The following is a 23,379-nucleotide window of genomic DNA, read 5'->3' as shown; positions in this document are numbered from 1 at the left end:
CATGCAAAACGATATCAACGACACCTTGCCCGAGACGGTCTTGATCAGCTTACGGTCGCGCATTGCCAAACAGAGGCAGGAGCTGATCGCGTTGAAACAGCAATTGCAGCAGGCTCAGGATCTGGCGGCACAAACGGCGGCGCTGCAGCAACAGCAGGCGGAGCAATTGCTGGCGGAGCGGGATCAGGCCAGGGCCGAGCGTGATGCGGCTCGCCTGGATGTGCAGCGCGTGCTGAATCGTAAGGTCGTGCGCTGGGTCGATGCCTTGAAAGGTGTGGTGCGGCCATCACCAGCCCGCGCGGAGGCAACAACCCAACGGGTCGCCCAGAGCGAAGAGGTGTCGGTCGAGCAACAGGAAGTTGGTCTACATGCGGATATCGTTGTGTGCGTGCATAACGCTTTGCCAGATGTCAAAGCCTGTCTCGCCTCGGTACTCCGTTATACCACGCTGCCTTACCGGTTGATTCTGGTGGATGATGGCAGTCAGGAAGATACCGCCGCTTATCTCAAGGCGTTTGCTTTTGAGCAGGGCGCGCATCTCATCAGGCACGAGGCCGCTTTGGGTTACACCCTGGCGGCCAATCGTGGCATGCAGGCTACCAGCGGTCGTTACGTGGTGTTGCTCAACAGCGATACCCTAGTGACCCCGCAATGGCTGGAGCGCCTGGTAGCGACGGCGGAGGTTCATCCGGTGGTTGGTATTGTCGGGCCGCTTTCCAATACCGCTTCCTGGCAGTCTGTTCCTGAGTTCGAACAGGATGGCGACTGGGCAACCAACCCACTGCCTGCCGGAATGTCGATCGAGCGGTTCAGCCAATTACTGGCCCTGCGTGCTGGCCGTTTGAATCCACACATGCCGTTTCTGAATGGCTTCTGCCTGCTGATCAAGCGCCAGTTGATTGATCAGATCGGTTTGTTCGATGAAGAGACCTTTGCCAAAGGCTATGGCGAAGAGAACGACTATTGCCTACGCGCCCGTGCGGCGGGGTTTGTCTTGTTGCTGGCTGATGACTGCTATGTTTATCACGCACAGTCCAAGAGCTATTCGCATGAGCGTCGGCAGCTTCTGGCCGAGGCGGCGGGCAGGGCACTGGCGGCCAAGCACGGTCAAGCGATCATTGATGCCGGAGTACAGCAATGTCGGCATTCCCCTGTGCTGCAGGGCATACGTGCCCGAGCCCGGCAGTTACTGGCGCGACAGACCCTGGTTGATGAGGGGCGCCGGCGCTGGGAAGGTAAGCGGATGCTGTTTGTGTTGCCAGTGGTCAATGCCGGTGGCGGTGGCAATGTGGTGGTGTCCGAGGTGCGGGCGCTACAGGAAATGGGCGTGGACGCCCGGATTGTCAATCTTGCACACCATGCCTCCAGCTTCGAGGCGGCCTACCCGAATCTGAACCTGCCGGTCATCTATGTTGAAGGGGAGTCGGAACTGGCGGCGATTGCGGGCGATTACGATGCCATCGTCGCCACGGCCTACCATACGGCGTTCTGGATTCACCGCGTTGGCCTGCTTCATCCCAAACTGATGTTGGGTTATTACGTTCAAGACTTTGAACCCTATTTTTTCGAGCCCCAATCGGCGCAATATCAGCGCGCACTGGCTAGCTATCAGCTCGATTCGCGAATCCGGTTGCTGACCAAGACACGCTGGAATGAAGCAGAGCTTGCCCGAATTGGTGCCAAGGCCAGTCGTATCGGTATCAGCTATGAAGTTGACCTGTATCGGCCAGCCAATCGGGCCAGCCAGCGTTTTCCCGAGGGCAAGATTCGGATTGCGGCCATGGTGCGACCCACCTCACCCCGCCGCTCGCCGCTGCTGACCATGCAGGTGCTGCGCGATATCAAATTGCGTTACTCCGATCAGGTCGAGATCGTGCTGTTCGGCATTGACCGTTATGACCTCGCCTGGAGTACCTATCAGACCGATTTCGAGTATGAGTTGCTCGGGGTGTGTGATCAGGCGCAGCTGGCAGCAGCATTCCGTGACATCGACATTTTTACTGACTTCTCAACGTTCCAGGCCATGGGCCTGACGGCGCTTGAGGCCATGAGTAGTGGCGTTGCCGTGATTGCACCCGAGGCGGGTGGGGCTTCGGAGTTCATACGGCATCGCGAAAATGCCCTGCTGGTTGATACCCGCTCGAAAGCCGCCTGCATTGATGCCGTGAGTGAGTTGATTACCAACCATGCCCTGCGGGATGCCTTGCAGCGACAGGCTTTGCTTGATGTCCCCATCTATCACCCACAAGGTGTTGCATATCGCATTCTGCAAACCTTGTTTGAAGAGGAGAGCGCATGAAGCCGCGTATTCATGTCATGCATGAATTTGCCACCGATGGCATGCCGCTCAGCTGCAGCTACATCCGCCTGCTGCAACCGCTGCAACACCCCTCGATTGCGGCGGAGTTCGATATCAGCTCGGGCCTGATGCTGACGGAAGAAGCCGTTGACGCGGTCATCGTTGAGCGTTTGTGGCATCCCCACCGGATGACCATTGCAATGGCAGAAGATCTGATCGCGACTATCCGGGCCAAGGGGGCAAAGCTTATCTATACCCTTGATGACAACCTGCTCGATCTGCACCGGGATGAGCTGCACAGCGGTTTTCCGTCGGAAGTGGATCGGCTGGTGGTGCGCCTGCTGCTTCAAGCCGCCGATGCGGTCATCGTTTCGACCGAACCCCTGCAACAACGCTGCTTGCAGTTCAATCGCCGGGTCTTTGTCGTGCGTAATCAGCTTGATGAGAGGCTGTTTCCGGTGTTGCCCAAGCCGCGCGACCACGACGATATTGTCATCGGCTATATGGGCACCTTCAGCCATTTCGACGACCTGCTGTCGATACTGGGCCCATTGCGCTCTGCCATGCGCCGCCATCAGGGCAAGGTGCGGTTCGAGATGGTAGGCATTACCACTAATCGCGCAGTGCTGTCATTGTTCGAAGGCTATCCTTACCGGATTGTCCACACTGGCAACGACTACCACTACCCGAACTTTATTCCCTGGGCCCGGCGCGAGCTGTGCTGGGATATCGCCCTGGCCCCGCTTTCCGACCGGCCATTCAATCAATACAAGTCCGAAATCAAATACCTCGATTACGGCCTGCTGGGTTTTGCCGGCATCTACAGCGATAACAATGTCTATCGCACCGCCGTGCGTCATGGCGAAAATGGGCTGCTGGCCAAGGACGACGCTGGCTGGACCGAAGCGCTCGATATGTTGATTACCGACCGCAATTACCGCCATCAGCTAGTCCACAATGCCTTTGCCGATGTCAGCCAGCATCGCACCTGGGCAACACAGAATGTTCACTGGCGTGACGTTTTGCACCAAATTCTCGATTGAGCCTGCCACCATGAGTTCCTCCCCAATTTCCTCTCCCCGCCTTGTCTCGCTACTGCCCGGAAAAAGCCTGCTGATGCTGGCTGCCCACGCGGGTGATGAGCTGGCTGCTGCCGGCGGTACGCTGGCGCAGGCAACCGCGCTTGGCTGCAAAGTCCATGTCGTGGTGGTCAATCAGACGGCTGATGTCTCCCAGCGGGCGGCTATCGCGGCTGCAGCCGAACTGGCGTATGAGCCGCCCATGTTCTGGCAGCGCAAAGACGGGCAGCTGATTGAACCTCTGGTTGAAGAGATCCGCCACTACATGCGGCTGCAAGAGGTTGATATGGTACTGGCGCCGTCGCAGTGGGAGGCCGATCCCTTACGCCGTGCCCTGGCGGCGGCGGCTTTCGAAGCCGTGCGGCGGGAAGGCGGGGCGTGCCATCTTGCACAGTACGCGCTGACGCATGTTTTGCGCCCACAATATCTGATTGACCTCGCAGGCCATGCGGTGGCCAAGCAACAGGCGTTGCAGCGTCTGGGCGGGCTGGCGGCAGGTGCCAGTGCCGGCTTGATGAACGAACTCAACCACCTGCATGCGCGGTCTTTGGGTGAGGTCGAGGTTGAGGCGTTCGAGTTTGCTGCGGCCAGCCAGTTGGCGGCGGGTACGCTGAGCTATTTCCTGTCGGAGTCCCGGCGGGTTGAAGGTAAAGCGATTGAAGACACCGGATTCCCGCTGGTGTCGGTCTTGATCCGCAGCATGAATCGCCCGCTGTTGCGGGATGCGTTGGACTCCATCGCGGCCCAGACCTGGCCGAATATCGAAGTGGTTGTCGTTAATGCGGGGGCGCAGTCGCACCGAAAACTGGGCGACCGTTGCGGGGCTTATCCGCTGCGTCTGGTCGAATCCGGCCGCGCCCTGCCGCGATCAGAAGCCGCCAACGTGGCGCTGGATGCAGCCGCCGGCGATTATCTGTGCTTTCTGGATGACGACGACTGGTTCCTGCCCGATCACGTCGCCAAACTTGCCACCGCACTGACGCAACAGCCGACCGTGCCTGCCGCCTATAGCGGGGTGCAGATGGTTGATATGGATGGTGGGGCCTTGCATCAGACCTACGATCGCCCATTCAGCAGGGTTCAGTTGTTGGCCGCGAACTATCTGCCCATCCATTCCATCCTGTTCCGGCGCAACGCACTGCAGCGAGGCTGCCGTTTTGATCTGGATTTTGATCTGTACGAAGACTGGGATTTCTGGTTGCAGGTCGCTCAGGGCGGGGATTTCCTGCACCGTCCCGGTATCAGCGCCTACTACCGGGTCGCGGCAGATACCGGCTCGGGGGCGCATCGCAGTGACGAGCGCGTACAAGCTGCGCGCCTGCAGCTGTTCCGCAAATGGGTCGGCCGCTGCGAGCCGCGTCAGCTGTTCGATATGCTGGCCTTGGCTGAGCGCGTCCCGTATCTCGAAGCGCAGTCGCACGATTTCCGTAAGCGGGTCAGTGAGCGCGAGTCCGAGCTGCATGAAGCCAAACTCAAGCTGAACAAGGTGGAAGCCAAGCTTGAACAACTGGCCCATAAGCTGCGTGGTGCCGAAGCCAAGGTGGTACAGGCGCAAGACCATGCCACCAATGTCGAACGCAGTCGCGACATTTTGCTGGGCGAGCGCGATAACCTGCACCGGGCGTTGCAGCGCCAGGGAGAGGCGTTCCAGCTCAAAGTCATGCAGGAACACATGCTGCGTGGCGAAGTGGACGGCATCCGTCATCAGGCGGCAGTGCTGGCCGAAGCCGTAGCCCGATTTGAGCAGCAATCCCAACACGCCGACCATCACTTGCGGCAGGCGCTGGTGCAGCAGACCGAGCTGGCGCGCAATCTGCACGACCGGCTGGCGGCGGTTTATCGTTTACGGTCCTGGCATCTGGCCAGCCGTTTGCGGCGGATCAAGGCCCGACTGACGGGGGCACCGCTACCTGCCATCGAAGGACTACCCGTGGTGGCAGTGCCGCCCGTGCCGGAATCCCCGCAGCTGAGCCTGCCGACACCACCCGCAGCGCCAGCCCCAACGGTACCCTCTGCACCAAGCGTTACCTTGCCGCCGGAATTCGCCGAGTTCCACGGCTGCTTTGCCGAGTCGCCCCATCTGACCGATGAGTTCCGCAATGCCATGCGTGCTCAAATCGACCAATTCAAGGTCCGGCCGCAGATCGGGGTGCGAATCAGCGTTGCAGGCGCCAAGCCGTTGGATCTGCTGCAATCGATCGATTCGGTACGTTATCAGCTCTACCCCGCCTGGGAGCTGTATCTGGCCGATCTGGAAGCAGCCCCGGCTGAGATGGTTGATCTGGTTGAACGCTCTGCCGCGCTGGATACCCGGATTCGCCTGATCGGTAGCCGCTGGAGCCGTGCTGACTATGTGTTTGCGGACCTGGTCCTGCCGGTGCGACCGGGGCAGCTCGTGGCCGAGCTGACGACTTATCGCCTGGCGATGTACCTGACCCGTCACAACGACATGCGAGCTACTGAAACCGGCGCCACCGTCGTGGATTACACCCAATGGCTGGCGGGAGAGCAGGTGGTCAATGGTCTCAGTCGTACCGAGATGCAATCGCAGCTGTCGCAGATGGCCCACAAGCCGCTCTTGTCGATCGTGATGCCGACTTATAACTCGGACCGCAAGTGGCTGGCGGCGGCGATTGAGTCAGTGCTCAGTCAGTCCTATCCGCATTGGGAACTGTGTATTTGCGACGATGCTTCGACCCGCGCTGAGACGCTCGACACGCTGCGCAGCTACCAGCAGAAATATCCTGATCAGATTAAAGTCTGCTTCGCGCCCAAGAATGGCCACATTTCGCGGGCTTCCAACCTCGCTTTGGCGCAGGCTGCAGGGGAGTACATCGTCTTGCTCGACCACGATGATGAGTTGCCGGTGGATGCCCTGTTCTGGGTTGCGCGTGAAATCAACGTGCATCCCGACGCCAACGTGATCTACTCGGACGAAGACAAGATCAACGAAGCCGGGGTCAGAAGTGAGCCTCACTTCAAACCAGACTGGAACTACCAGCTGTTCCTGTCACAGAACATCATCAGCCATCTGGGCGTGTACCGGACCAGTCTGGTCCGGGCAGTCGGAGGATTCCGCGAAGGCTACGAAGGCTCGCAAGACTACGACCTGGCCCTGAGGGTGATCGACCACTGCGACCAGCGTGGCATTTATCACATTCCCCGTGTGCTTTATCACTGGCGGACCTTGCCAGGCAGCACATCGACCAGCACCGGTGAGAAGCCCTATGCCCAGATTGCTGCAATGAAGGCCATCAACGACCACTTGCAGCGACGAGGCATCCAGGCCGAAGCGGGTGAGGCGGAAGAGACCATGGGGGCTTACCGGGTTCGCTACCAGTTACCGGAAAATCCGCCGCTGGTGTCGATCCTGATTCCGACCCGCGACAAGCTGGGCCTGCTCAAAGCCTGTGTGGACAGCGTACTGCAACGCACCGACTACCCGGCCTTGGAGATCATCATTGTCGATAACGGTAGCGTCGAGCCGGCCACGCTCAGTTACCTTGCCACTATCGTGCGTGATGAGCGCATCAAGGTGATCCGCGATGACGATGCCTTCAACTTCTCGCGTCTCAATAATGTGGCTGCGCGTCAGGCCAAGGGTGAGTTCGTCTGTCTGATGAACAACGACATCGAAGTCATCAATGCGGAATGGTTGAGCGAAGTGGTATCGCTGGCTCTGCAGCCCAAGGTTGGCATTGTTGGTTGCCGCCTCTGGTATCCGGATGGCCGTCTGCAGCATGGTGGGGTCGTGATCGGTGTGGGGGGGGTAGCCAACCATGCTCACTTGTTCTGCCGTCGCGGCAATCCTGGCTATTTCAACCGGGCGGTGGTGTTGCAGGAATTTTCGGCGGTCACCGGCGCCTGCTTCCTGGTGCGCAAGTCGATTTACGATGCGGTCGGCGGTCTGGACGAACAGCTGGCCGTTGCCTTCAATGACATCGACTTCTGCCTGCGCGTGCAGGCGGCTGGCTATCGCAACGTCTGGAATCCGTATGCTGAGCTTTACCACCATGAGTCGGTGTCCCGTGGCGTGGAAGACACCCCGGAGAAGCGCAAGCGCTTCGCTTCGGAAGTCGAATTCATGCAGAAACGCTGGGGCGATCTGCTGGAGCGGGACCCTGCCTACAACCCTAACCTGACCCTGCGCACCACCGACTTCGCTTTGTCGGTGCCGCCGCGCAAGCTGGATGTGCTGCCCTTGGCAGTGGTTGCGACTCAGGCGGATGAGCCGCTGGTTGTGGCGTGAAAATCCTGTTTGTGACCCGCGAGCAGAAGGCGGATCGCCGTTATGGACTTGGCAAAAGCATCTTGCCGGTTCTGGAGACCCTGGCGGCACGCGGTCATGCAACCGGTTATCTCTGCCAGGAAGATCTGGCCGAGGCGACGCTGGCCAGTTGGCGGCGCTGGCATGGCCGTATGCAGCCGGTGCTGCGCTGGCTGAATTCAGCGACCAATCTGTATGCGCTCAGCTGGTGCATTCTGGAGCGGGTGGCGATGGGACGGCTGGCCGTGCAGCACGCCCGAGCAGCCAGTTATAGCCATGTCCATTGCCATGATCCGCTGATCGGCCTGGGGTTCTGGTTGTTCTCAAGCCGTGCCTCGCGTCCCGTCTGGGGCGTTACCGAGCACGGTCATGGTAGCTATACCCAGGCCATGCACGAAGACGGTTTGCCGATGACGGCGCGGATCGGACGCTGGATGCGGCGTCTGGAGGCCTTCGTACTGCGCCGTGCAGACTGGGTGATTTCACCGACACCGGCGGGCCGCGACGCTTTGGCGAGGGATCTCTGCGAATACCCGTTGGCGCCGCATTGGCATGTGGTACCCCATGCCAGACCCGTGATCCAGTTCTATAGCCGGGACAAAGCCCGGCAGTGCCTGGGGTGGGATGCACAGACGCTTTATGTGGTGTCGGTAGGGCGCCTGGTTCCGCTCAAGCAGTTCCCGCTGGTCATTGAGACGTGCGCCCAGGTTCGGGCACCGCAGCCTCTGCACCTGGTGATACTTGGCGAAGGGGATGCAGCCGCTTTGTACCGCCATGCCGAGTTAGCTGGATTGGCGGCAATGACCATCACCGCAACAGACGACATCGGCCTGTATCTGGCGGCGGCTGATGTTTATATCAGCCTTACCCAGACCGAGAGTTTCGGCTTGGCGAATCTTGAAGCGTTGGTGGCTGGGCTACCTGCCATCTGCACCGCAGTGGCGGGGGTGCCGGATGTGGTCGGTGCTGGGGCGATGTTGATCCCCCCACGCCCGGCAGCGGCCCGGCAGGCATTGCAGTCACTGCTCGATGATGCCGACGAAAGACACCGACTGGCCGCCTGTGCGCGCACCCACGCCGCGCAATTCCCTGATCTGCACGAAGTCACGACCTGCTATGAATCGATTTATCAGCAAGCCCGACCAAGCCATCAATAGACTGGCTGATTGTCCGTTGCCGCAGGCCCTGACCCTGCCGATGGGCGGGCGGATTCTGGTGCTGGCCCCCCATGCCGACGACGAAACCCTGGGTTGCGGTGGCACAATCGCCCTGCTGCGCCAGCGAGGTTGCACGGTGCGGGTGGTGGTGGTGACGGATGGCCGTAAAGGGGATCCTCACGACTTCTGCGCGGGGGAGGTCTACACGGTACGCCGGCAGGAAGTGTCGGCAGCAACCGCCGCGTTGGGGGGCACAGAGCTGGTGTTCATGGATGAGCCGGATGGCGGTGTGGTTGCCAATGCCGAGTTGATTCGTCGTCTGCAGGCCGAGTTTGCCAATTTTGCGGCAGACTGGTTATTCATTCCGTCTTTGCTTGATTACCACCGCGACCACGTTGCCACGTCTTACGCTGCGCTGGCCGCCTGGCGGCGCATGGGTCAGCCAGGGCGGGTGTTCTTCTACGAGATCTGGGCGCCGTTGCCGGCTAATCTATTGGTGGATATTTCAGCCGTCATGTCGCAAAAAAAGGCAGCGATCGACTGCTATGTGCTGCCTCTGCGCTATTGCGACTATCGCTCGGCCAATCTGGGGCTGGCTGCTTATCGTGGTCTGTATTGCCCGCCAGCCGAAAGCCAGCGTTTTGCCGAATGCTTTACCGAAGTTCACCCGGCCCGTTGGCCATTTGGTCTTGACCATCTGCTACTGCATCTACGCATGCGGCTGGAAAGACGCCTGCACTCAGCCTGAACGGCGCGGTCCGCCAATTCGACGCAAGCCATCTCGCAGACCGGCCAGCATATGCCCAAGCCGGCTCGCTGCCTGACCAAACAGGATGGGTTGGATCATCAGCTTGGCAAGGGTGCGGCCAACTTCACGTACTTTCCAGCGTAGCGGGATATAACGTAGCCGGCACAGGGCCAGCAGATTGCGGCAAAAGTAATACCCGCGTTCTGCAGAGTGGCGGGGGATGCGGCGGTTGAGCAGCGGCAACTTGACCAGGCTGTCGCCAATATCGTGCTGTAGTACCGCATCTTCCACCACAAAGCAGGGCCGACCGCAGGCCCAGGCCCGAAATCCCCACTCAATATCAATGTATTGGATAAACAAGGGTTCCATGAACTCGCCGACCACCGTGTAGGCATCCAGCCCAATCAAGGAACCCGAGCTGATGGTGAAATCGACCGCCTGCACGGCGCGAGGCAGGCGGTCTGTCTGGCGTTGCGGCAGCTGTGGCCGCCGCTGATGCTTGCGATCAAGATAAAGCGGCCCCACCAGTCCAGGCGAGATTCCCAGCGAGCGTAGCTGCCCGTCTACGGCAATCAGCCGCTCCACCATGCCGGCTTCACAAAGACTGTCCTGATCGAACAGCAATAAATGGCTGGCCCCGCTGCGGCGGGCTTGCTTGGCCAGCTGGTTATAGGCTGCGGCCAAGCCGATATTGTGGGGAGACTGCTGCCAGCTCAGATGGGGCGTCGTGGCTACGGCCTGACGCAACTCGGCAGCATTGCGACTGGCGTTATCGAAAACCAGTACCCGGTCAACGGAATCAATACAGCTGCTGATCAGTCTGCGCAGGCGCGCCGGGTCGGCGTTATGGCAGACGATGCCGGCACAGACGCTGATTCTGGCATCACTGGCTGGCATGGCGTTGGGCGGGCCGGTACAGCAACAGCACGGGTTCGGCGTAGTGCTGGTTGCACCACGCATGCTTGTTCTCGATGACGGCAGGAACGTTGTGATCGGCAGGAAGGGGGGCAAAGCCCTTGCCCATGTAAAACTCGGCCAGCTTGGCAAAAGGCAGACAATACAGCGGAGTGTTGGCTGCCTGTTGCAACAGGCTGTCTACCACGACGCTGGCGATGCCCAGCCCGCGAAAATCGTCGAGTACATAAATACCACCCAGCTCGCCCTGGCCATTCTCCAGCGGTACGACACGGCCCAAGCCCGCCGCTTGGCCATTGTGGCTGGCGATGACGATCAATTCACCGCTGTGGGAGGGGGTGAAGTCAATGGCGGCATAGCACTGGTTAACCCAGTCCAGATCTGTGGTGTCAGCCTGTCGAACGGAAATGCTCATAGTGGTTTAAGTAAACTTGGTGACAGTTATTTGAAGTCGGTATCGCCGCCAGTGAGGAACCAGCGGTCGCGCAGCTCGTCAGCGGTGGGGCCGGGCGACCAGCTGTTGCACGGAATGACAACGCCAGCGTCGGACTCGGTGGCGCCGGTGGCCAGCAAAGCCTGTTGCCAGGGGCGGCTGATCCAGGCATTCAGGCGAGGCGCCCCCAGCTTGGCGGCGGCCCAGCGTGCGGCCTGAGCCAGTTGTGGCCAGCGTTGACGGGGGGCGATCCAGTCCATCCATTCCACACGGTCATCAAACTGGCGCAGCACAATCAGTCCCTGTGGTCGCCGGCTGAGTTTATGGCGCAGCAATAGCAGGTGATAAGCCGTCTGCGGACGGTGGAAATAGCGGTGCTCAATCCAGCTGGCATCACGGATGCCGATGATGCCATCGGCGAATTCGGGGGCCATTTCGGCCCACAGGCCATTCACGGCTTCACGCCAACCTTTACTCGAAAGTTGCAGAGGCTCCAGCGACCACGTCCAGGGTAATGGGCTGGCGTCGGGTGTCCAATTGAGTTCGGCAACGCTGCCAACTTCGGCATACAGCTTCTGTCGTGCCGCCGTGGCTAATGCCCGCTTGGTTGGAAAGCCGAATCCGAGTAGATAGGGCTTGTTGTAGCCCATCCAGTTATCAAGAAAATACGAGGCGGCCAGCATGAAGGGGCCGCGATGGCTGAGCGTGCCACGCTCGCTGGCCGCGACCATCACATCACCGATCTGGGCGGCAGCGGCTGGATGCCCCCGGTACAGGATGGGCCGGCCAATGCCGCCATAGTGGGCAACCAGCTGGCCCGAGGTATTCCAGACCCCGCTGGCCCGACCACGGCCATCGCCATACTTCCAGTGCCAGAGTGCGGGTGTCAGCTCGCTGCCAAATACCTCGCCAAATAGCTGACGGATCGCCTCGGACTGTTGCACGTCCAGCTCGGCGGCTTGCCAGCGCGAGGTGGACTTCCGGCTAAAGCGCAGCAGGGCATAGCCGTAGTCGCCGGCGTAGTAACGCTCGCGGTAGCGCTGATTGGCGCTATTGACGCCATCAATATCCGCTTCGGTCAGCGCCAGATCGCTAAGCAGGGCCTGGCGATAGCGGTCGAAGCGGTTGAGCAGCCAGTCTGCGGTGGTGCGGGCGGCGGCAGAAACATCAGTTTCAGCGTGCAGCGTATAGCCTCGGGCATCAGCAGCCTGGCGGAAGGCTGTCAGGGGGTGCAGCGATTCGCCCGCAGCGGGCGGCACATTCCGGAACTCGTCCAGAACCACCAGCGTGCCACCCGGTTTAAGCAGGCGATCCACCGCATCGAATAGATCATCGAGTGCGATGTACTGGGCGCTTTCCTGAAACATCACACAATCAAAGCGCTCGCCGGGGTTGAAATCTTCAAGCCGGGTCAGCCGCAGATCCAGCGCCTGGCCATGCTGGGCATGGACATAGGCGATCTGGCTGGCGTCTGGGGTGATGCCGGTCACCTGATAGCCGGCGGCAACCAGGCGGCTCAGCGTGGTGCCAACACCGATACCGACTTCCAGCAAACGGCAGGGGGGCGGCAGTTGGGCAAACAGCAGCTCAGTCGAGCGCTCCTGGGCAGTGGTGACCGACTCATCGAGGTGCTCGAACAGGCCGTAATGCAGATAACGTACTTCGCCGGTTTCCAGCCACAGCACATGGGCGTAGGCGTTGAGCGGAAAGGAAAAGGCCTGATAGGGACGGGCAGCGGTCATGGTGATCCGGGTCAGTGGGTGGCTGAGTCAGTGTGCCAGCGGTGGGGGAGCTCAACAACGCCCTGCGCGAGCCCCGTCTGGCTGACGGTGATGACGGCGGCGCGATCAACGTGTTCGTAGACATGAATGGCTTTTTCGCACATCAGATACAGGCTGACGCCGTACTCGCCCTTGAGCAGTGGCAAAGCCGGGAATTCGATGGCTACTTCGCCGCTGCCATCCGGTTGGCGCGTCAGTTCCAGACCATCGTTGATGCTGCCGGCGCTCGCGACAATCATGCCCGAGCGATTGAGCAGGGCGATGGCCAGGCTGGGTGTGGGCAAGTGGGCCGGCGCGGCATAATGGACCCGGACTAGCAGGTCACTGCGGCCGCAGTGTGCATCCAGCTGCTTGCCGGAGATGCCGTCCACACTGACGACGACATCGGTGATCTTGGGCAACGTATGAGTGCTGCTGGAGGGAGCGGGAGGCGTCGCCAGCGGAGAGTCGTTGGCCTGTACCAGATCCGGCATGTCGTGACCGCTGTTGAGAAAGTCGTTATACGCGGCCACCACCTCATGCGGCTCGCCGATCATCTTTGCCTCGCCGCGCTCCAGCCAGATGGCGCGATTGCAAATGGCTTCGATCTGATACATCGAATGCGAGCAGAACAGGATGGTCTTGCCGGCTTCCTTCAATTCCATGATGCGATCAAAGGATTTGCGGGAAAACAGACCATCGCCCACCGAGAGCGCCTCATCCACGATCAGGATGTCAGGATCGACGTTGATCGCGACAGAGAACGCCAGCCGCACATACATGCCGCTGGAGTAGGTCTTGACCGGCTGTTCGATGAAGTCGCCGATGTCGGCAAAGGCGGCAATCTGCTCGAAGCGGGCATCGACTTCGGCCTTGCTCAGACCGAGGATGGCGGCATTCAGATAGACGTTTTCGCGGCCGGTAAAGTCGGGGTTGAAACCAGCGCCCAGCTCCAGCAAGGCCGCGATGCGGCCGTTGACCTGCACCTGACCTGAGGAAGGGGTAAGGGTGCCGCAGACCAGCTGCAAAAAGGTGGATTTGCCTGCGCCATTGCGGCCCACCAGGCCGATGACTTCACCGCGACGGATATCGAGTGACAGTTGGCGCAAGGCCCAGAATTCCCGGTAGTAGCGCCTCCAGCGGCCGAATACAAACTGCTTGAGCCGGTCTTTGGGCGAATTGAAAATCTGGTAACGCTTGGCAACGTCTTGTAAGGAAATAGCTAAAACCGACTGCATGGGTGCCCGGAGCGGTGGCCCCGACTGAGGTACGAAAGCGCCAGATTGTAGCAGAGCGGCCAAGCCAATCGCTCGCGCAGGCCAACGCAAGCGGAGCCAACCCGGTGCGAGGTCAGTCTGACAGCGCTTCCAGCCAGAGCGTGACGGTGGTGCCCTGGCCTGGAGTGCTGGCCAGCGCCAGGCTACCGCCTAGCAATCCCATGATTTCCTTGACCAGCGACATTCCCAGCCCGGTACCTGGGATTGGCCCGGCCGGATTGGCGCGGTAAAAGCGTTCGCAGATACGCGAAAGTTGCTCAGGGGTCATGCCTATGCCCTGATCCCGCACTTCGATCCCCACCAGTGGACGCTGACCATCATCTTGTTGCGCGATGAAGTTGATACGGACTTCGCCGCCATCGGGTGAATATTTATGCGCATTGGCGATGACATTGGTCAGCGCTCGCGAGAATTTTTCTTCGTCCACCCGAACCCGGATTGGCTGGCTGGGGTAATCGACCAGCGTCGGTCGGGCGTTGCCATCGGGCAGGAAATTATCGACGGTGGTGCGGACTACATCTGCCAGCGAGACCTCACTCCAGGCGAAGTCGGTGCCGGCGCGGGCTTCGATCCTTGCCAGATCAAGCAGTTCGTTGACCATCTGCGACAGCAATCCCGATTGCCGGTGAATGCGCTCCAGCAGCTCGCGCTGGCGGGCTTCGTCGTACTTGCGCACCAGCAAGAGCTGCGAGAAGCCGAAGATGCTGGCCATGGGAGTGCGCAACTCATGGGCGGCTGTCGAAAGAAACTCGCTTTTCATCCTTTCGACTTCACGTTCGCGGGTGACATCGCGCAGATACAGCACGAAGCCGGCGTTGCTGCCGTCGCTGTGCTGCATGGTGCGCACCGAACGTTGCACGACGCAGAGTTCGGGTATGGCCAGTTCCAGCTCGTCGTTGCCTTCAGGCAGCAGGGTGGCGAGCGAGGCATAGTTGGCAGCCTGATGGCAGAGGCTGCGCAGCCCGGCTTCGAGATCGTTGCGGCTGGCGCCATCCTTGCGTTCCAGGCCGGTAATGCGATGGAAGGCCGGGTTGGCATAGGTCCACTCGTCACGCTCGTTGCAGGCGACAAAACCATCCGGGCTCAGCGTAAAGATGGCGCTCAGCTCGCGGGTGAGCTTTTGCAGCCGGATCTGATCACGCTGACGTGCCACGAACTGCGCCAATTGCTGACCAATGGCCTGTAGGGCCAGCAGCACGGCGCCAGCTGGCGGGCTGATGCGTTCCTGCCAGAATTCAAGAATGCCGAGCTGGCGGTCTGCAACGGCCACCGGAACCACCACACGATAAATCAGCCCGGCGGCTCGGGCCTGGTTGACCAGCTGGCAGGTGCTGAATGCCGGCAAGGGTTCGCAGAGCGGTTGGTTGAGCGGTAATCGGCTACCGGCACAGTCCTTGTCTTCAGGCAGGCTGGCATGGGCCGACATCGCTTCCGCCAGCTGCAGCAGGCTGGCCCGTGGTGCATGCCAGACCGCATCACAGTGCAATTGCGGATCGGGCTCGTGTGCCAGCCAGATGGCGCCCAGCTGGTAGTCGAGGCTGGTACAGAGGATGTCGAGCACCCGGATCAGCCGTTCATCATAGCGACCGGTGTCGGCGAGGATACGTGCAACGCCGTATTGCAGCTGGATGGTGAGGTCTGTCAGCCGCTGTGCGGTAATGTCGCTGGCAATAGAAATGAAGCGGGTGACCTCTCCGGACTCATTGGTGATGGCCTGCAATTCGAGCGCCACCCAGAATTCCCTGCCGGCGCGGTTGCGGTTGAGCAGTTCCACGCGGAAGCTTTCGCCGGCTTCCAGCCCGTGCCGCATATGTTCGACGGCGACGGGATCGGTGCGGGTGGTCTGCAGCAGGTCTCCAGGCTTGAGGCCAATGACTTCGTCGAGCCGATAGCCGGCCATCCGGGCGAAGCTCTCATTGGCCCATTCGATATGCCCTTCGCGGTCGGTAATCGCAACGGCGCTATGGGTCAGCGTGGCAACCAGTGACAGCGTGCTGACGTCGATCTGGTCCTGATGGGCCGACGGGGCCCTGGCGGTGTTGACGATAGCGCTGTCCATGAAGCCTCTCCTGCAAAGATGGCCGGGTCATTCACCCCGCCGTGCCCAGCCCCAAAACTCGGCCCGGCGCGACCGGAAACAAAACGTCAACAGAGCCTAGCTGCTGCCGTTCCGGGCAAATTGCCGCCCCTGAATCAGCCGGTGCAGCTCGGCCATCTGGATCGGCTTGCCAAATACCGGAATGTCCGGTGGCAAGCCACCTCGATCCTGGATATCGGCAGGCCGCAACGCCGACATCACGACGATCTGGATGTCACGGTACTGCGGGTCTTCCCGCAGATGCCGGATCAGGCGGAAGCCGTCCATGCCCGGCATATTCAGGTCAGTGATCAGTAGATCTGGCCGACGTCGTCCCAGCTTGATCAATCCCTCGAAGCCATTGCCGGCCATTTCAAAGGTGACAGGCGGTTCCCAGCCTTCCATCGTCAGTTCCATCAAACGCCGCAGGTTTTCATCGTCCTCGACCACCAGAATGTGCAGCGGCACCAGCTTGCCCACTTCGTTTATCTGCAAATCCGTACTGGCTGCCAGCACCCCGGAGCGTTGCTGCAGCAGGGCCTGCACCGAATCCCGCTCGATCCTGCGGTGTCCGCCGGCCGTTTTCCAGGCACGCAAGGTGCCGGCCTCCACCCACAGTTGCACGGTGCGCAGCGCAACGCCGAGTAGATCGGCCGCTTCCCGGGTGGAGAGATAGTCAGTGTCTGATGGAATTTCTTTCATATTTATCATTATTACTATTTTTTTTGCGAAAGCAAGTCATCTGGTCTGTTGGCGAGGCGGGTTGGCTGCAATCCGAATGCAGACAGATCCGGTGCCATTGCGACAAAGGGAGCTAACTCAGGCCTCTGATGTAATAGGAATTTTTGGCTAGGTGGCCATCTGCCGCGGTACTGCAGATGTCTGGCGACGAACGGTATTTGATAAAAATGATATAAATGATAAAAATGAAACCGTGAAAAGACGGAGGCTGCCATGAACAACACGCTGAAGGAAATCCTGGGTGGTATGTCCGAAGGATTGGTACTGGTTGGATTCGACGGCCGGGTGCGCTACAGCAACGCGGCAGCCGAAAGGATGACAGGTCTGGAGCGGCCACAACCCTTGCCGCCCGGCCCGTTACGCGAAGCGATCAGTCGCATTGCCCAGTCGCCGAATGCCGATGCTGCTGAATTCGTTCTGCGCGAGTCGTCGGCTTCGGTGGTGAAGGCTCGCTGCCTGCCCGGCATGCAGATGGGTGAAGCGGTGGTGCTGCTGACCGAGAGCCGCAAGGAAGGCTTGTACCGGCAGGCGCTGGACAATTTGATGACCGTGATCGGCCTGGATCTGCGCGAGCCATGCAACCAGCTGGCGGGCAGTCTGAATGCGCTGATTGAAGATCAACCTGAACTGGCCGAGCAGCTGGAGGCCGTGAACAAGGTGTCGGAGTTGCTGGGAAAACTGGCTGATCTGGGGCAGTTGTGGGGCAGTGATGGGTTCGACAGTGAAGATCGCATCGTGCTGCACGAAATGCTGGCCGAGATCTGGACCGAGCTGTCACCGCAGGCCAAGCAGCATGGCGTCCGCGTCTCGATCAACGGTTTGAATGCCGACAGTGCGCCGGTTTACGGCAGCCGGGTCTGGCTGAAACGGGCGCTCGAAGAGTGCCTGCGCGAAGCGATTGCATCTTCGGCTAAAGGCTCGAATGTCGAAATCGAGGGTCGGCAGATTGGTCAGCGCATCATGCTGGTGTTCCGCAACCTGGGCTTCTACGCCCCGCCAGAAGCCGGCAGCCGTTCATTCCTGCCTGTGCCGACGGTGTCGGCTGAACGCCGGGCCGAAGCGGTGATCGGTCTCAATCTGTGCAAGCGCATCGTTGAATTGCATGGCGGCGCCTTGCGGGAAGAGTGTGAGTTTGACCAGCTGGACTTCGTGGTCGAGTTGCCAACCGGAGCCCCCGTTCGTAGCAACAACAGCGAGCTGGATCTGGCACAGGCCAAGCGCTATGCGGCTGATATGTCCCGGTTGCTGGCGCGGCGCAACAAGGCCAAGGATGCGCCTGCCGCCGGTTGAACGGTGGGTGGATGGGCCAGGCCCTTGCCCGCAACGCTGATCAGGATTCACCCCCAACGCGTTGCGGAGCAAAGACCTTGAGCCGTGGGCAAATGAGTTTCCGTGCTGTGGACGATGCGGTATGGCACGGAAGGGCGGACTGCGCATCGGGAGCAAGATCATGCACAAGATTCTGATCGTCGAAGACCAACCCGACATTCGCACCCTGGTGAGAGTGACGCTGGAGTTTGAAGACTTCGAAATTCATGAAGCCGGCGATGGGGTCAGCGGCCTCAAGCTGGCAGAGGCCATCCGGCCGGATCTGGTTCTGCTGGACGTGATGATGCAGGGCGAGCTGGATGGCTACCAGGTATGCAGCCGGATCAAGGCCAACGGCGCCTTGCATCAGACCAAGGTCGTGCTGCTGACGGCCAGAGGTCAGGCGTCCGACCGCGAAATGGGGCGTAAGGCCGGGTGTGATCAATACATGCTCAAACCCTTCAGCCCTCTGGAATTGATAGAGACGATTGATCAGCTGCTTGCCCCGGCTTGAGGAGTTGGCCATGCAGACCCCCTATCTCGGTGATGACAGCTTCTCGTTTGAGGAAAGTGTCATCGGTGCTTTGCGGCAGGCGGCTTCCGACCAGCGGATGCTATATGAAGAGTTGCGCGATGAATTCGAACGTCAGGAAGACGCCGGCCTGCAGATGATGTTGCGGCTGGCCTCGGTGGCCGAATTCCGTAACGACGAGTCAGCGGCCCATATTGTGCGCATTGGGTGTCTGGCTGAAGAGCTGGCCCGCCTGGCTGGTTGGTCGTCCAGCTGGTGCACCGCAATCAGGATGGCCGCCCCGCTGCACGATATCGGCAAGCTGGCCATCGCCGATGCCACCTTGCTCAAACCGGGGCCATTGACCGAGGCCGAGCGTGTCGCCGTCAACCGCCATTGCGAAGTCGGGGCGCACTTGTTGTCGGGATCGACCTCGCCGGTACTCAAACTGGCGGCAGAAATCGCCCGGACCCATCACGAACACTTTGATGGCTCCGGTTATCCGCAGGGTTTGCAGGGACGCGAGATTCCGCTGTCAGGACGGATCGTCGCGCTGGTGGACTTTTTCGATGTGCTGGCGATGGATCGTTGTTACCGGCCCCGTTATGGCGATGATCAGATTTTCGACATGATCGTCAGCCGCAGTGGCCGTCAGTTCGACCCCACGCTGGTGGATTTGCTGATTGCGAACGCCCCGCACTTCCGGGCGACTCGCGACCATATCGGTAACAAGCCGGTCGGCGTCGATATTCTGCGGCGCTACCAGTCCCTGCCTCGGTAGGGGGACCGGTTACGTTTTGGTAGCCCCCTCGTACCCGTTGAATGTCCAAGGAGATGATCATGTACGGATTGGTGAACAAAGCAGTCGAAGGCCTGGTAGTCAGCCAGTTTGGACGCCCAACCTGGGATCGCATCCGCAAGCGTGCCGGCATTGAGGACGAAGAATTCATCGGCATGGAAACCTACCCGGATGACGTGACCTATCGCCTGGTTGGTGCTGCATCCGAGGTGCTTGGATTGCCGCCGGACAAAGTGCTCGAAGCATTCGGCGAGTATTGGACGCTTTATACCGCGCAGGAAGGGTATGGCGAGATGTTCAAGGCGGGCGGCAACAGCATGCGTGAGTTTCTGGGCAATCTGAACGCCATGCATGGTCGGGTCGAGTTGATCTACCCCAAAACCATCCTGCCGCACTTCCGCTGCGAAGATCAGGCCGACGGTAGCTGGTGGTTGCACTACCAGTCGTCGCGGCAGGGCCTGGCGCCAATGGTGGTCGGACTGATTCGCGGTCTGGCCAAGATGTTCGGTGAGACGATCGAGATCGCCCAGATTGCCGACCGCACACAAGGGGCGCCCGAGGATGTGTTCAGCATCCGCCGGCTGGCTTGAAAGCGGTTTGCAAGATCGCTGCGCGGTCGCGATCCGGTGGCGGGCAGTACGGTGCGGCCGTCTGCCTGACGGACTCGCGCTCGCGCAAAGTGCAAATCTGGTGGGCTGTGTGGATGCGAGGACAGCCACCCAAGACATCATGAGAGGTCGGCATGCAACTCGATCCTACGGGCTTCGCAGCGTTGTTTCCCTTCTTCATCGTGTTCAACTGCAGTTTGCAACTGGTGGAACTAGGGAGCGCACTGCAAAAAACCTTGCCGGCTGCCGAGCCTGGGCAAGATTTACGGCATTGGTTCAAGATTCACCGGCCGGCGGGCTGTGATAGCTACGAGGCCTTGCGCGCGGTGACGGGTGATGTGGTGGTTTTACATTGTTTGCAGTCTGAAAGTCTGAAACTGCGGGGACAACTGGTGGCTTCGGATGAGGCCGGGCTACTGACCTTTGTCGGCTCGCCAGTTGCCAACCAGATCGAAGAATTACAAGCACTCGGCCTGGGCCTGAGTGATTTTTCCGCACACGACCCGATCTACGAATTCCTGCTGATGCAGCGTTCGATGAGTCTGGCTTTTGAAGATGCAAAGCGGATGGCCGGCAAACTGCGCGAACGCTCACGCCAGCTGGCGATGGTGTTTGACCTGAGTCCGGATGGCTTTGTCTCATTTGCGGCGGATGGGCATCTAATCAGTGCAAACGCTGCAGCCTGTCAGCTGCTGGAAAAGAACGATGAGGAATTGGCCGAGATGTCGCTGCAGCCCTTTTGCGACATGCTCGAAAGCTGGTTGGAGCCAACACACGGCCAGCCTTCGTCAATCGCCCATGGCACGCTGGTGCTGGATTCTGGCCGGGTGTTGACGGTAGAGCGCCGGGACGCTGCAGATGGCTCAATCGTGTTCTATTTCCGCGATGTCAGCCGCGAGCGCGAGCTGGACCGGCTCAAGAGTGAGTTCCTGACAACCGCTGCCCATGAGCTGCGTACCCCGATGGTCAGCATTTTCGGTTATGTCGAGCTGATGCTGGCCCGCACATTCCCGCCAGAAAAGCAGGCCAAGATGCTGGGTACGGTTCATAAACAGAGCAAGTTGATGATGGGCTTGATCGACGAGTTGCTGGCGCTGTCCAAGCTCGAATCGCAGCATGGGGCCGACTTCGTCTTTGCCCGGCAGAGCCCGATGCCGGCCATTCTGCGCAGCACCGATGCCCTCAAACTGCCCGAGAACTTTAGCTTGCAGCGCAGCTTGCCAGCAGAACTGCCCGAGGTGCTGGTCGACATCGACAAACTCACCATGGTGTTCGACAACGTGCTATCCAACGCAATCAAGTATTCGCCAAACGGTGGCTTGATTTCGGTCAGCGCACGCTACGACGAATCAGAAACCGGGCGTGGTGTGGAAGTGGCGATCAGCGATCAGGGCATTGGCATGTCGCCTGAACAGACGGCCCGCGTGTTCGAACGCTTCTTCAGGGCGGACCCCTCGCAGCATATTCCAGGTACTGGCCTGGGCATGTCGATCGTGCGGGAAATACTCGATTTGATGGGGGCGAAAATAAAGGTGGAAAGCCAATTAGAAGTCGGGACAACTGTCCTTATATACCTGCCTGTCAATTCTCAATGACCTCAGGTTGGTCCGGCAAAATGAATAACAGCAAATGCTTATTTAATGTCGGGCATAGCCCAAACAAACTGCAATAATCCACGATTTTTGCGTAAACAAATAAGCCGGTGAATTTCGCAGTATTTACACGCGAATCACCGGCTATTTGCATTATCTTAATACCCGTAGTCTCAGTGGGCAGATTTATGGCTGTTGGTCATGAAGCCCAGCTGGAAAGCAAGTTGTAAGCCAGTTTGATGGTGTGGCAATCGGGCAAGACCGTGGCGGTAGCGGGTAATACGTAAAATATCCGATTGATTATGCGATTCGACTTATCTGGTGTTATCTGAATAAGCACTTGTAAAAGTAAAGGAAATTGTCTATGGCGCCATTGTCTGACCAGGGACATATTCAGCCGGTCGAGTGCAAACCCCAAGCTAATTGCTAGAATGGAAAAATAATCTATGGCCGGTTTCGGGGGAATTACCAATGCATCGTCGTTCTGGTTCGGTTTTGCTCGCCATGTTGATCATGTCGATTTCTTCGGGGGCCCTGGCTTCGCCTGAGGCGATTGGCAAGGCGCGGGGGCTTCTGGCGCAGAAAAAGCCACAGGCAGCTTTGGCTGCGCTCGAACCCTTGCTCGGGGAGTACGGAGGGACGCCAGATTTCGACTATGTCTACGGGTTGGCTGCCAACGATTCCGGCAAGCCGGGGCAGGCCGTTTATGCGCTGGAGCGGGTGCTGGCCGTACAGCCGGATCACCAGCTGGCGCGGCTGGAGCTGGCGCGCTCCTACTTTTTACTGAATGAGCTGGGTGCATCCCGGCGTGAGTTCGAGGCCGTCAAGGCATCCAACCCGCCACGGGAGGTGATTCCGACGATTGACCGCTTTCTGGCTGCGATTGAAGAGCGCGCCTTGCAGAAGCAGAAGAAAACCGACATCAAAGGCTATGCCCAGACTTCGCTGGGCCGCGATACCAATGTCAACAGCGCAACAACTGAACGGCAGGTGGCGTTGCCGCTGCTGGGCGGCATTGTCTTTGATCTGAACGACGATGGTCGGCGTCGGCCCGATAACTTCGCCACGTTGTCGGGTGGGGTCAATATCACCCATCGGGCGACGGACTCGATGACCTGGCTGGGCGGTGCCAATGCTTCGATGCGTCGCAATCAACGCGAGCACGCCTTCAACACCGACAGCCTCGATTTCAACGCCGGTGGTGCGTATTCGAATGGGGCCAATGGTTATATCGGCATGGTGCAGGCATCGACGATGTGGCTGGATGGCCGCAGCTATCGCCACACCGGAGGCTTGGCCCTGCAGTGGGTTTACAACGTCGCCGAGACCACCCAGCTGGCGACGTTTGGTCAGGCCATGAAGATCCGCTACCCCGATCAGACCGTCCGTAATGGCCGGCGGCTGATGGGAGGCACTGCGCTGGCGATGCGCACGGAAGGCGAGATGCCTGCCAGCTATTTTGCCGGGCTGTATCTGGGAGAGGAAAAGACCGATGACGGGGCTTTTTCCAGTCTGGGTTATGGCTTGGGCGGGCTGAGAGTGGGCGGGGAGTGGCAATTTACCCCGGCGCTCAAAGGCTTTGCCAACTTCAGCTATGAGCGCCGCCGCTACAAGGGCGAAGAAGCGCTGTTCCTGAAAAAGCGTGAAGACAATCAATACGACGGCCGTTTCGGTGTGGGTTACACCTTTGCCAAGGATTGGCAGCTGGCGCCAAGTATCAGCTACACGCGCAATGAATCGAATATTCCGATCAACGACTACCGCCGCGCCGTCTTTGAATTTGCCGTGCGGTCCGAGTTCCAGTAAAT

The 23,379-nt window shown here is 59.7% G+C and carries 17 protein-coding genes; 11 read left to right on the top strand and 6 right to left on the bottom strand.

The genetic code is table 11. The features are described from left to right. Position 1 precedes the first annotated feature (1 nt). Genes PZA18_RS01880 through PZA18_RS01860 form a run of 5 tightly spaced genes read left to right on the top strand, consistent with a single transcriptional unit; the run spans position 2 to position 9,550 of the window. Positions 2–2,299, top strand: coding sequence for a glycosyltransferase (locus PZA18_RS01880; RefSeq protein WP_284099083.1), 2,298 nt, complete (start codon positions 2–4; stop codon positions 2,297–2,299). After that, positions 2,296–3,342 (top strand): glycosyltransferase family protein, encoded by a 1,047-nt coding sequence (locus tag PZA18_RS01875; protein WP_284099082.1) that lies wholly within the window; start codon positions 2,296–2,298, stop codon positions 3,340–3,342. Before PZA18_RS01880 ends, PZA18_RS01875 begins: the two co-directional genes overlap by 4 nt. Before the next feature lie 10 nt (positions 3,343–3,352). Beyond that, positions 3,353–7,627, top strand: coding sequence for a glycosyltransferase (locus tag PZA18_RS01870; RefSeq protein ID WP_284099080.1), 4,275 nt, complete (start codon positions 3,353–3,355; stop codon positions 7,625–7,627). Continuing rightward, a complete protein-coding gene (locus tag PZA18_RS01865; RefSeq protein WP_284099079.1) occupies positions 7,624–8,802 on the top strand; it encodes a glycosyltransferase family 4 protein in 1,179 nt (392 codons plus the stop codon). The genes PZA18_RS01870 and PZA18_RS01865 overlap by 4 nt, the downstream gene beginning before the upstream one ends. After that, positions 8,762–9,550 carry a PIG-L deacetylase family protein gene (locus PZA18_RS01860; RefSeq protein ID WP_284099078.1) on the top strand — a complete coding sequence of 263 codons (789 nt, stop codon included), beginning with the start codon at positions 8,762–8,764 and terminating at the stop codon, positions 9,548–9,550. Before PZA18_RS01865 ends, PZA18_RS01860 begins: the two co-directional genes overlap by 41 nt. Here the strand turns inward: PZA18_RS01860 and PZA18_RS01855 are convergent. From PZA18_RS01855 to PZA18_RS01830, 6 genes are all read right to left on the bottom strand, one after another. Continuing rightward, a complete protein-coding gene (locus PZA18_RS01855; RefSeq protein WP_284099077.1) occupies positions 9,542–10,447 on the bottom strand; it encodes a glycosyltransferase family 2 protein in 906 nt (301 codons plus the stop codon). The genes PZA18_RS01860 and PZA18_RS01855 overlap by 9 nt on opposite strands. Beyond that, positions 10,434–10,880: a GNAT family N-acetyltransferase gene (locus PZA18_RS01850; protein WP_284099076.1), complete on the bottom strand. Its 447-nt coding sequence runs from the start codon at positions 10,878–10,880 to the stop codon at positions 10,434–10,436. The genes PZA18_RS01855 and PZA18_RS01850 overlap by 14 nt, the downstream gene beginning before the upstream one ends. A gap of 26 nt (positions 10,881–10,906) precedes the next feature. Further along, on the bottom strand, positions 10,907–12,640 hold the full coding sequence (locus tag PZA18_RS01845; protein ID WP_284099075.1) for a methyltransferase domain-containing protein: 1,734 nt from the start codon (positions 12,638–12,640) through the stop codon (positions 10,907–10,909). A gap of 11 nt (positions 12,641–12,651) precedes the next feature. After that, positions 12,652–13,896: an ABC transporter ATP-binding protein gene (locus PZA18_RS01840; protein ID WP_284099074.1), complete on the bottom strand. Its 1,245-nt coding sequence runs from the start codon at positions 13,894–13,896 to the stop codon at positions 12,652–12,654. A 112-nt stretch (positions 13,897–14,008) separates the two neighbouring features. Then, positions 14,009–15,994 (bottom strand): PAS domain S-box protein, encoded by a 1,986-nt coding sequence (locus PZA18_RS01835; RefSeq protein ID WP_284099073.1) that lies wholly within the window; start codon positions 15,992–15,994, stop codon positions 14,009–14,011. A 96-nt stretch (positions 15,995–16,090) separates the two neighbouring features. Then, positions 16,091–16,714, bottom strand: coding sequence for a response regulator (locus PZA18_RS01830; RefSeq protein ID WP_284099072.1), 624 nt, complete (start codon positions 16,712–16,714; stop codon positions 16,091–16,093). Positions 16,715–16,966: 252 nt separating this feature from the next. Here PZA18_RS01830 and PZA18_RS01825 point away from each other — a divergent pair, with 252 nt between their 5' ends. The 6 genes from PZA18_RS01825 to PZA18_RS01800 all read left to right on the top strand — a co-directional run bounded on the left by PZA18_RS01825 (position 16,967) and on the right by PZA18_RS01800 (position 23,377). Beyond that, positions 16,967–18,043, top strand: a complete 1,077-nt coding sequence (locus PZA18_RS01825; RefSeq protein WP_284099071.1) for a sensor histidine kinase — start codon at positions 16,967–16,969, stop codon at positions 18,041–18,043. 160 nt (positions 18,044–18,203) lie between these two features. Beyond that, positions 18,204–18,575: a response regulator transcription factor gene (locus tag PZA18_RS01820; RefSeq protein ID WP_284099070.1), complete on the top strand. Its 372-nt coding sequence runs from the start codon at positions 18,204–18,206 to the stop codon at positions 18,573–18,575. A 10-nt stretch (positions 18,576–18,585) separates the two neighbouring features. Then, the gene (locus PZA18_RS01815) at positions 18,586–19,353 is read left to right on the top strand and encodes an HD-GYP domain-containing protein (protein WP_284099069.1); all 768 of its coding nucleotides are present in this window, start codon (positions 18,586–18,588) and stop codon (positions 19,351–19,353) included. 59 nt (positions 19,354–19,412) lie between these two features. Then, complete coding sequence (locus PZA18_RS01810; RefSeq protein WP_284099068.1) at positions 19,413–19,961, top strand: heme NO-binding domain-containing protein; 549 nt, start codon at positions 19,413–19,415, stop codon at positions 19,959–19,961. A 152-nt stretch (positions 19,962–20,113) separates the two neighbouring features. Continuing rightward, a complete protein-coding gene (locus PZA18_RS01805) occupies positions 20,114–21,574 on the top strand; it encodes an ATP-binding protein (protein ID WP_284099067.1) in 1,461 nt (486 codons plus the stop codon). A 468-nt stretch (positions 21,575–22,042) separates the two neighbouring features. Continuing rightward, on the top strand, positions 22,043–23,377 hold the full coding sequence (locus PZA18_RS01800) for a porin family protein (protein ID WP_284099066.1): 1,335 nt from the start codon (positions 22,043–22,045) through the stop codon (positions 23,375–23,377). The last annotated feature ends 2 nt before the right edge of the window (positions 23,378–23,379 follow it).

It is taken from the genome of Parachitinimonas caeni, from assembly GCF_030129945.1.
Lineage (GTDB): Bacteria > Pseudomonadota > Gammaproteobacteria > Burkholderiales > Chitinimonadaceae > Parachitinimonas > Parachitinimonas caeni.
Note: the sequence above shows the minus strand (reverse complement) of the source record. Positions and strands in the feature narration are given on the sequence as shown.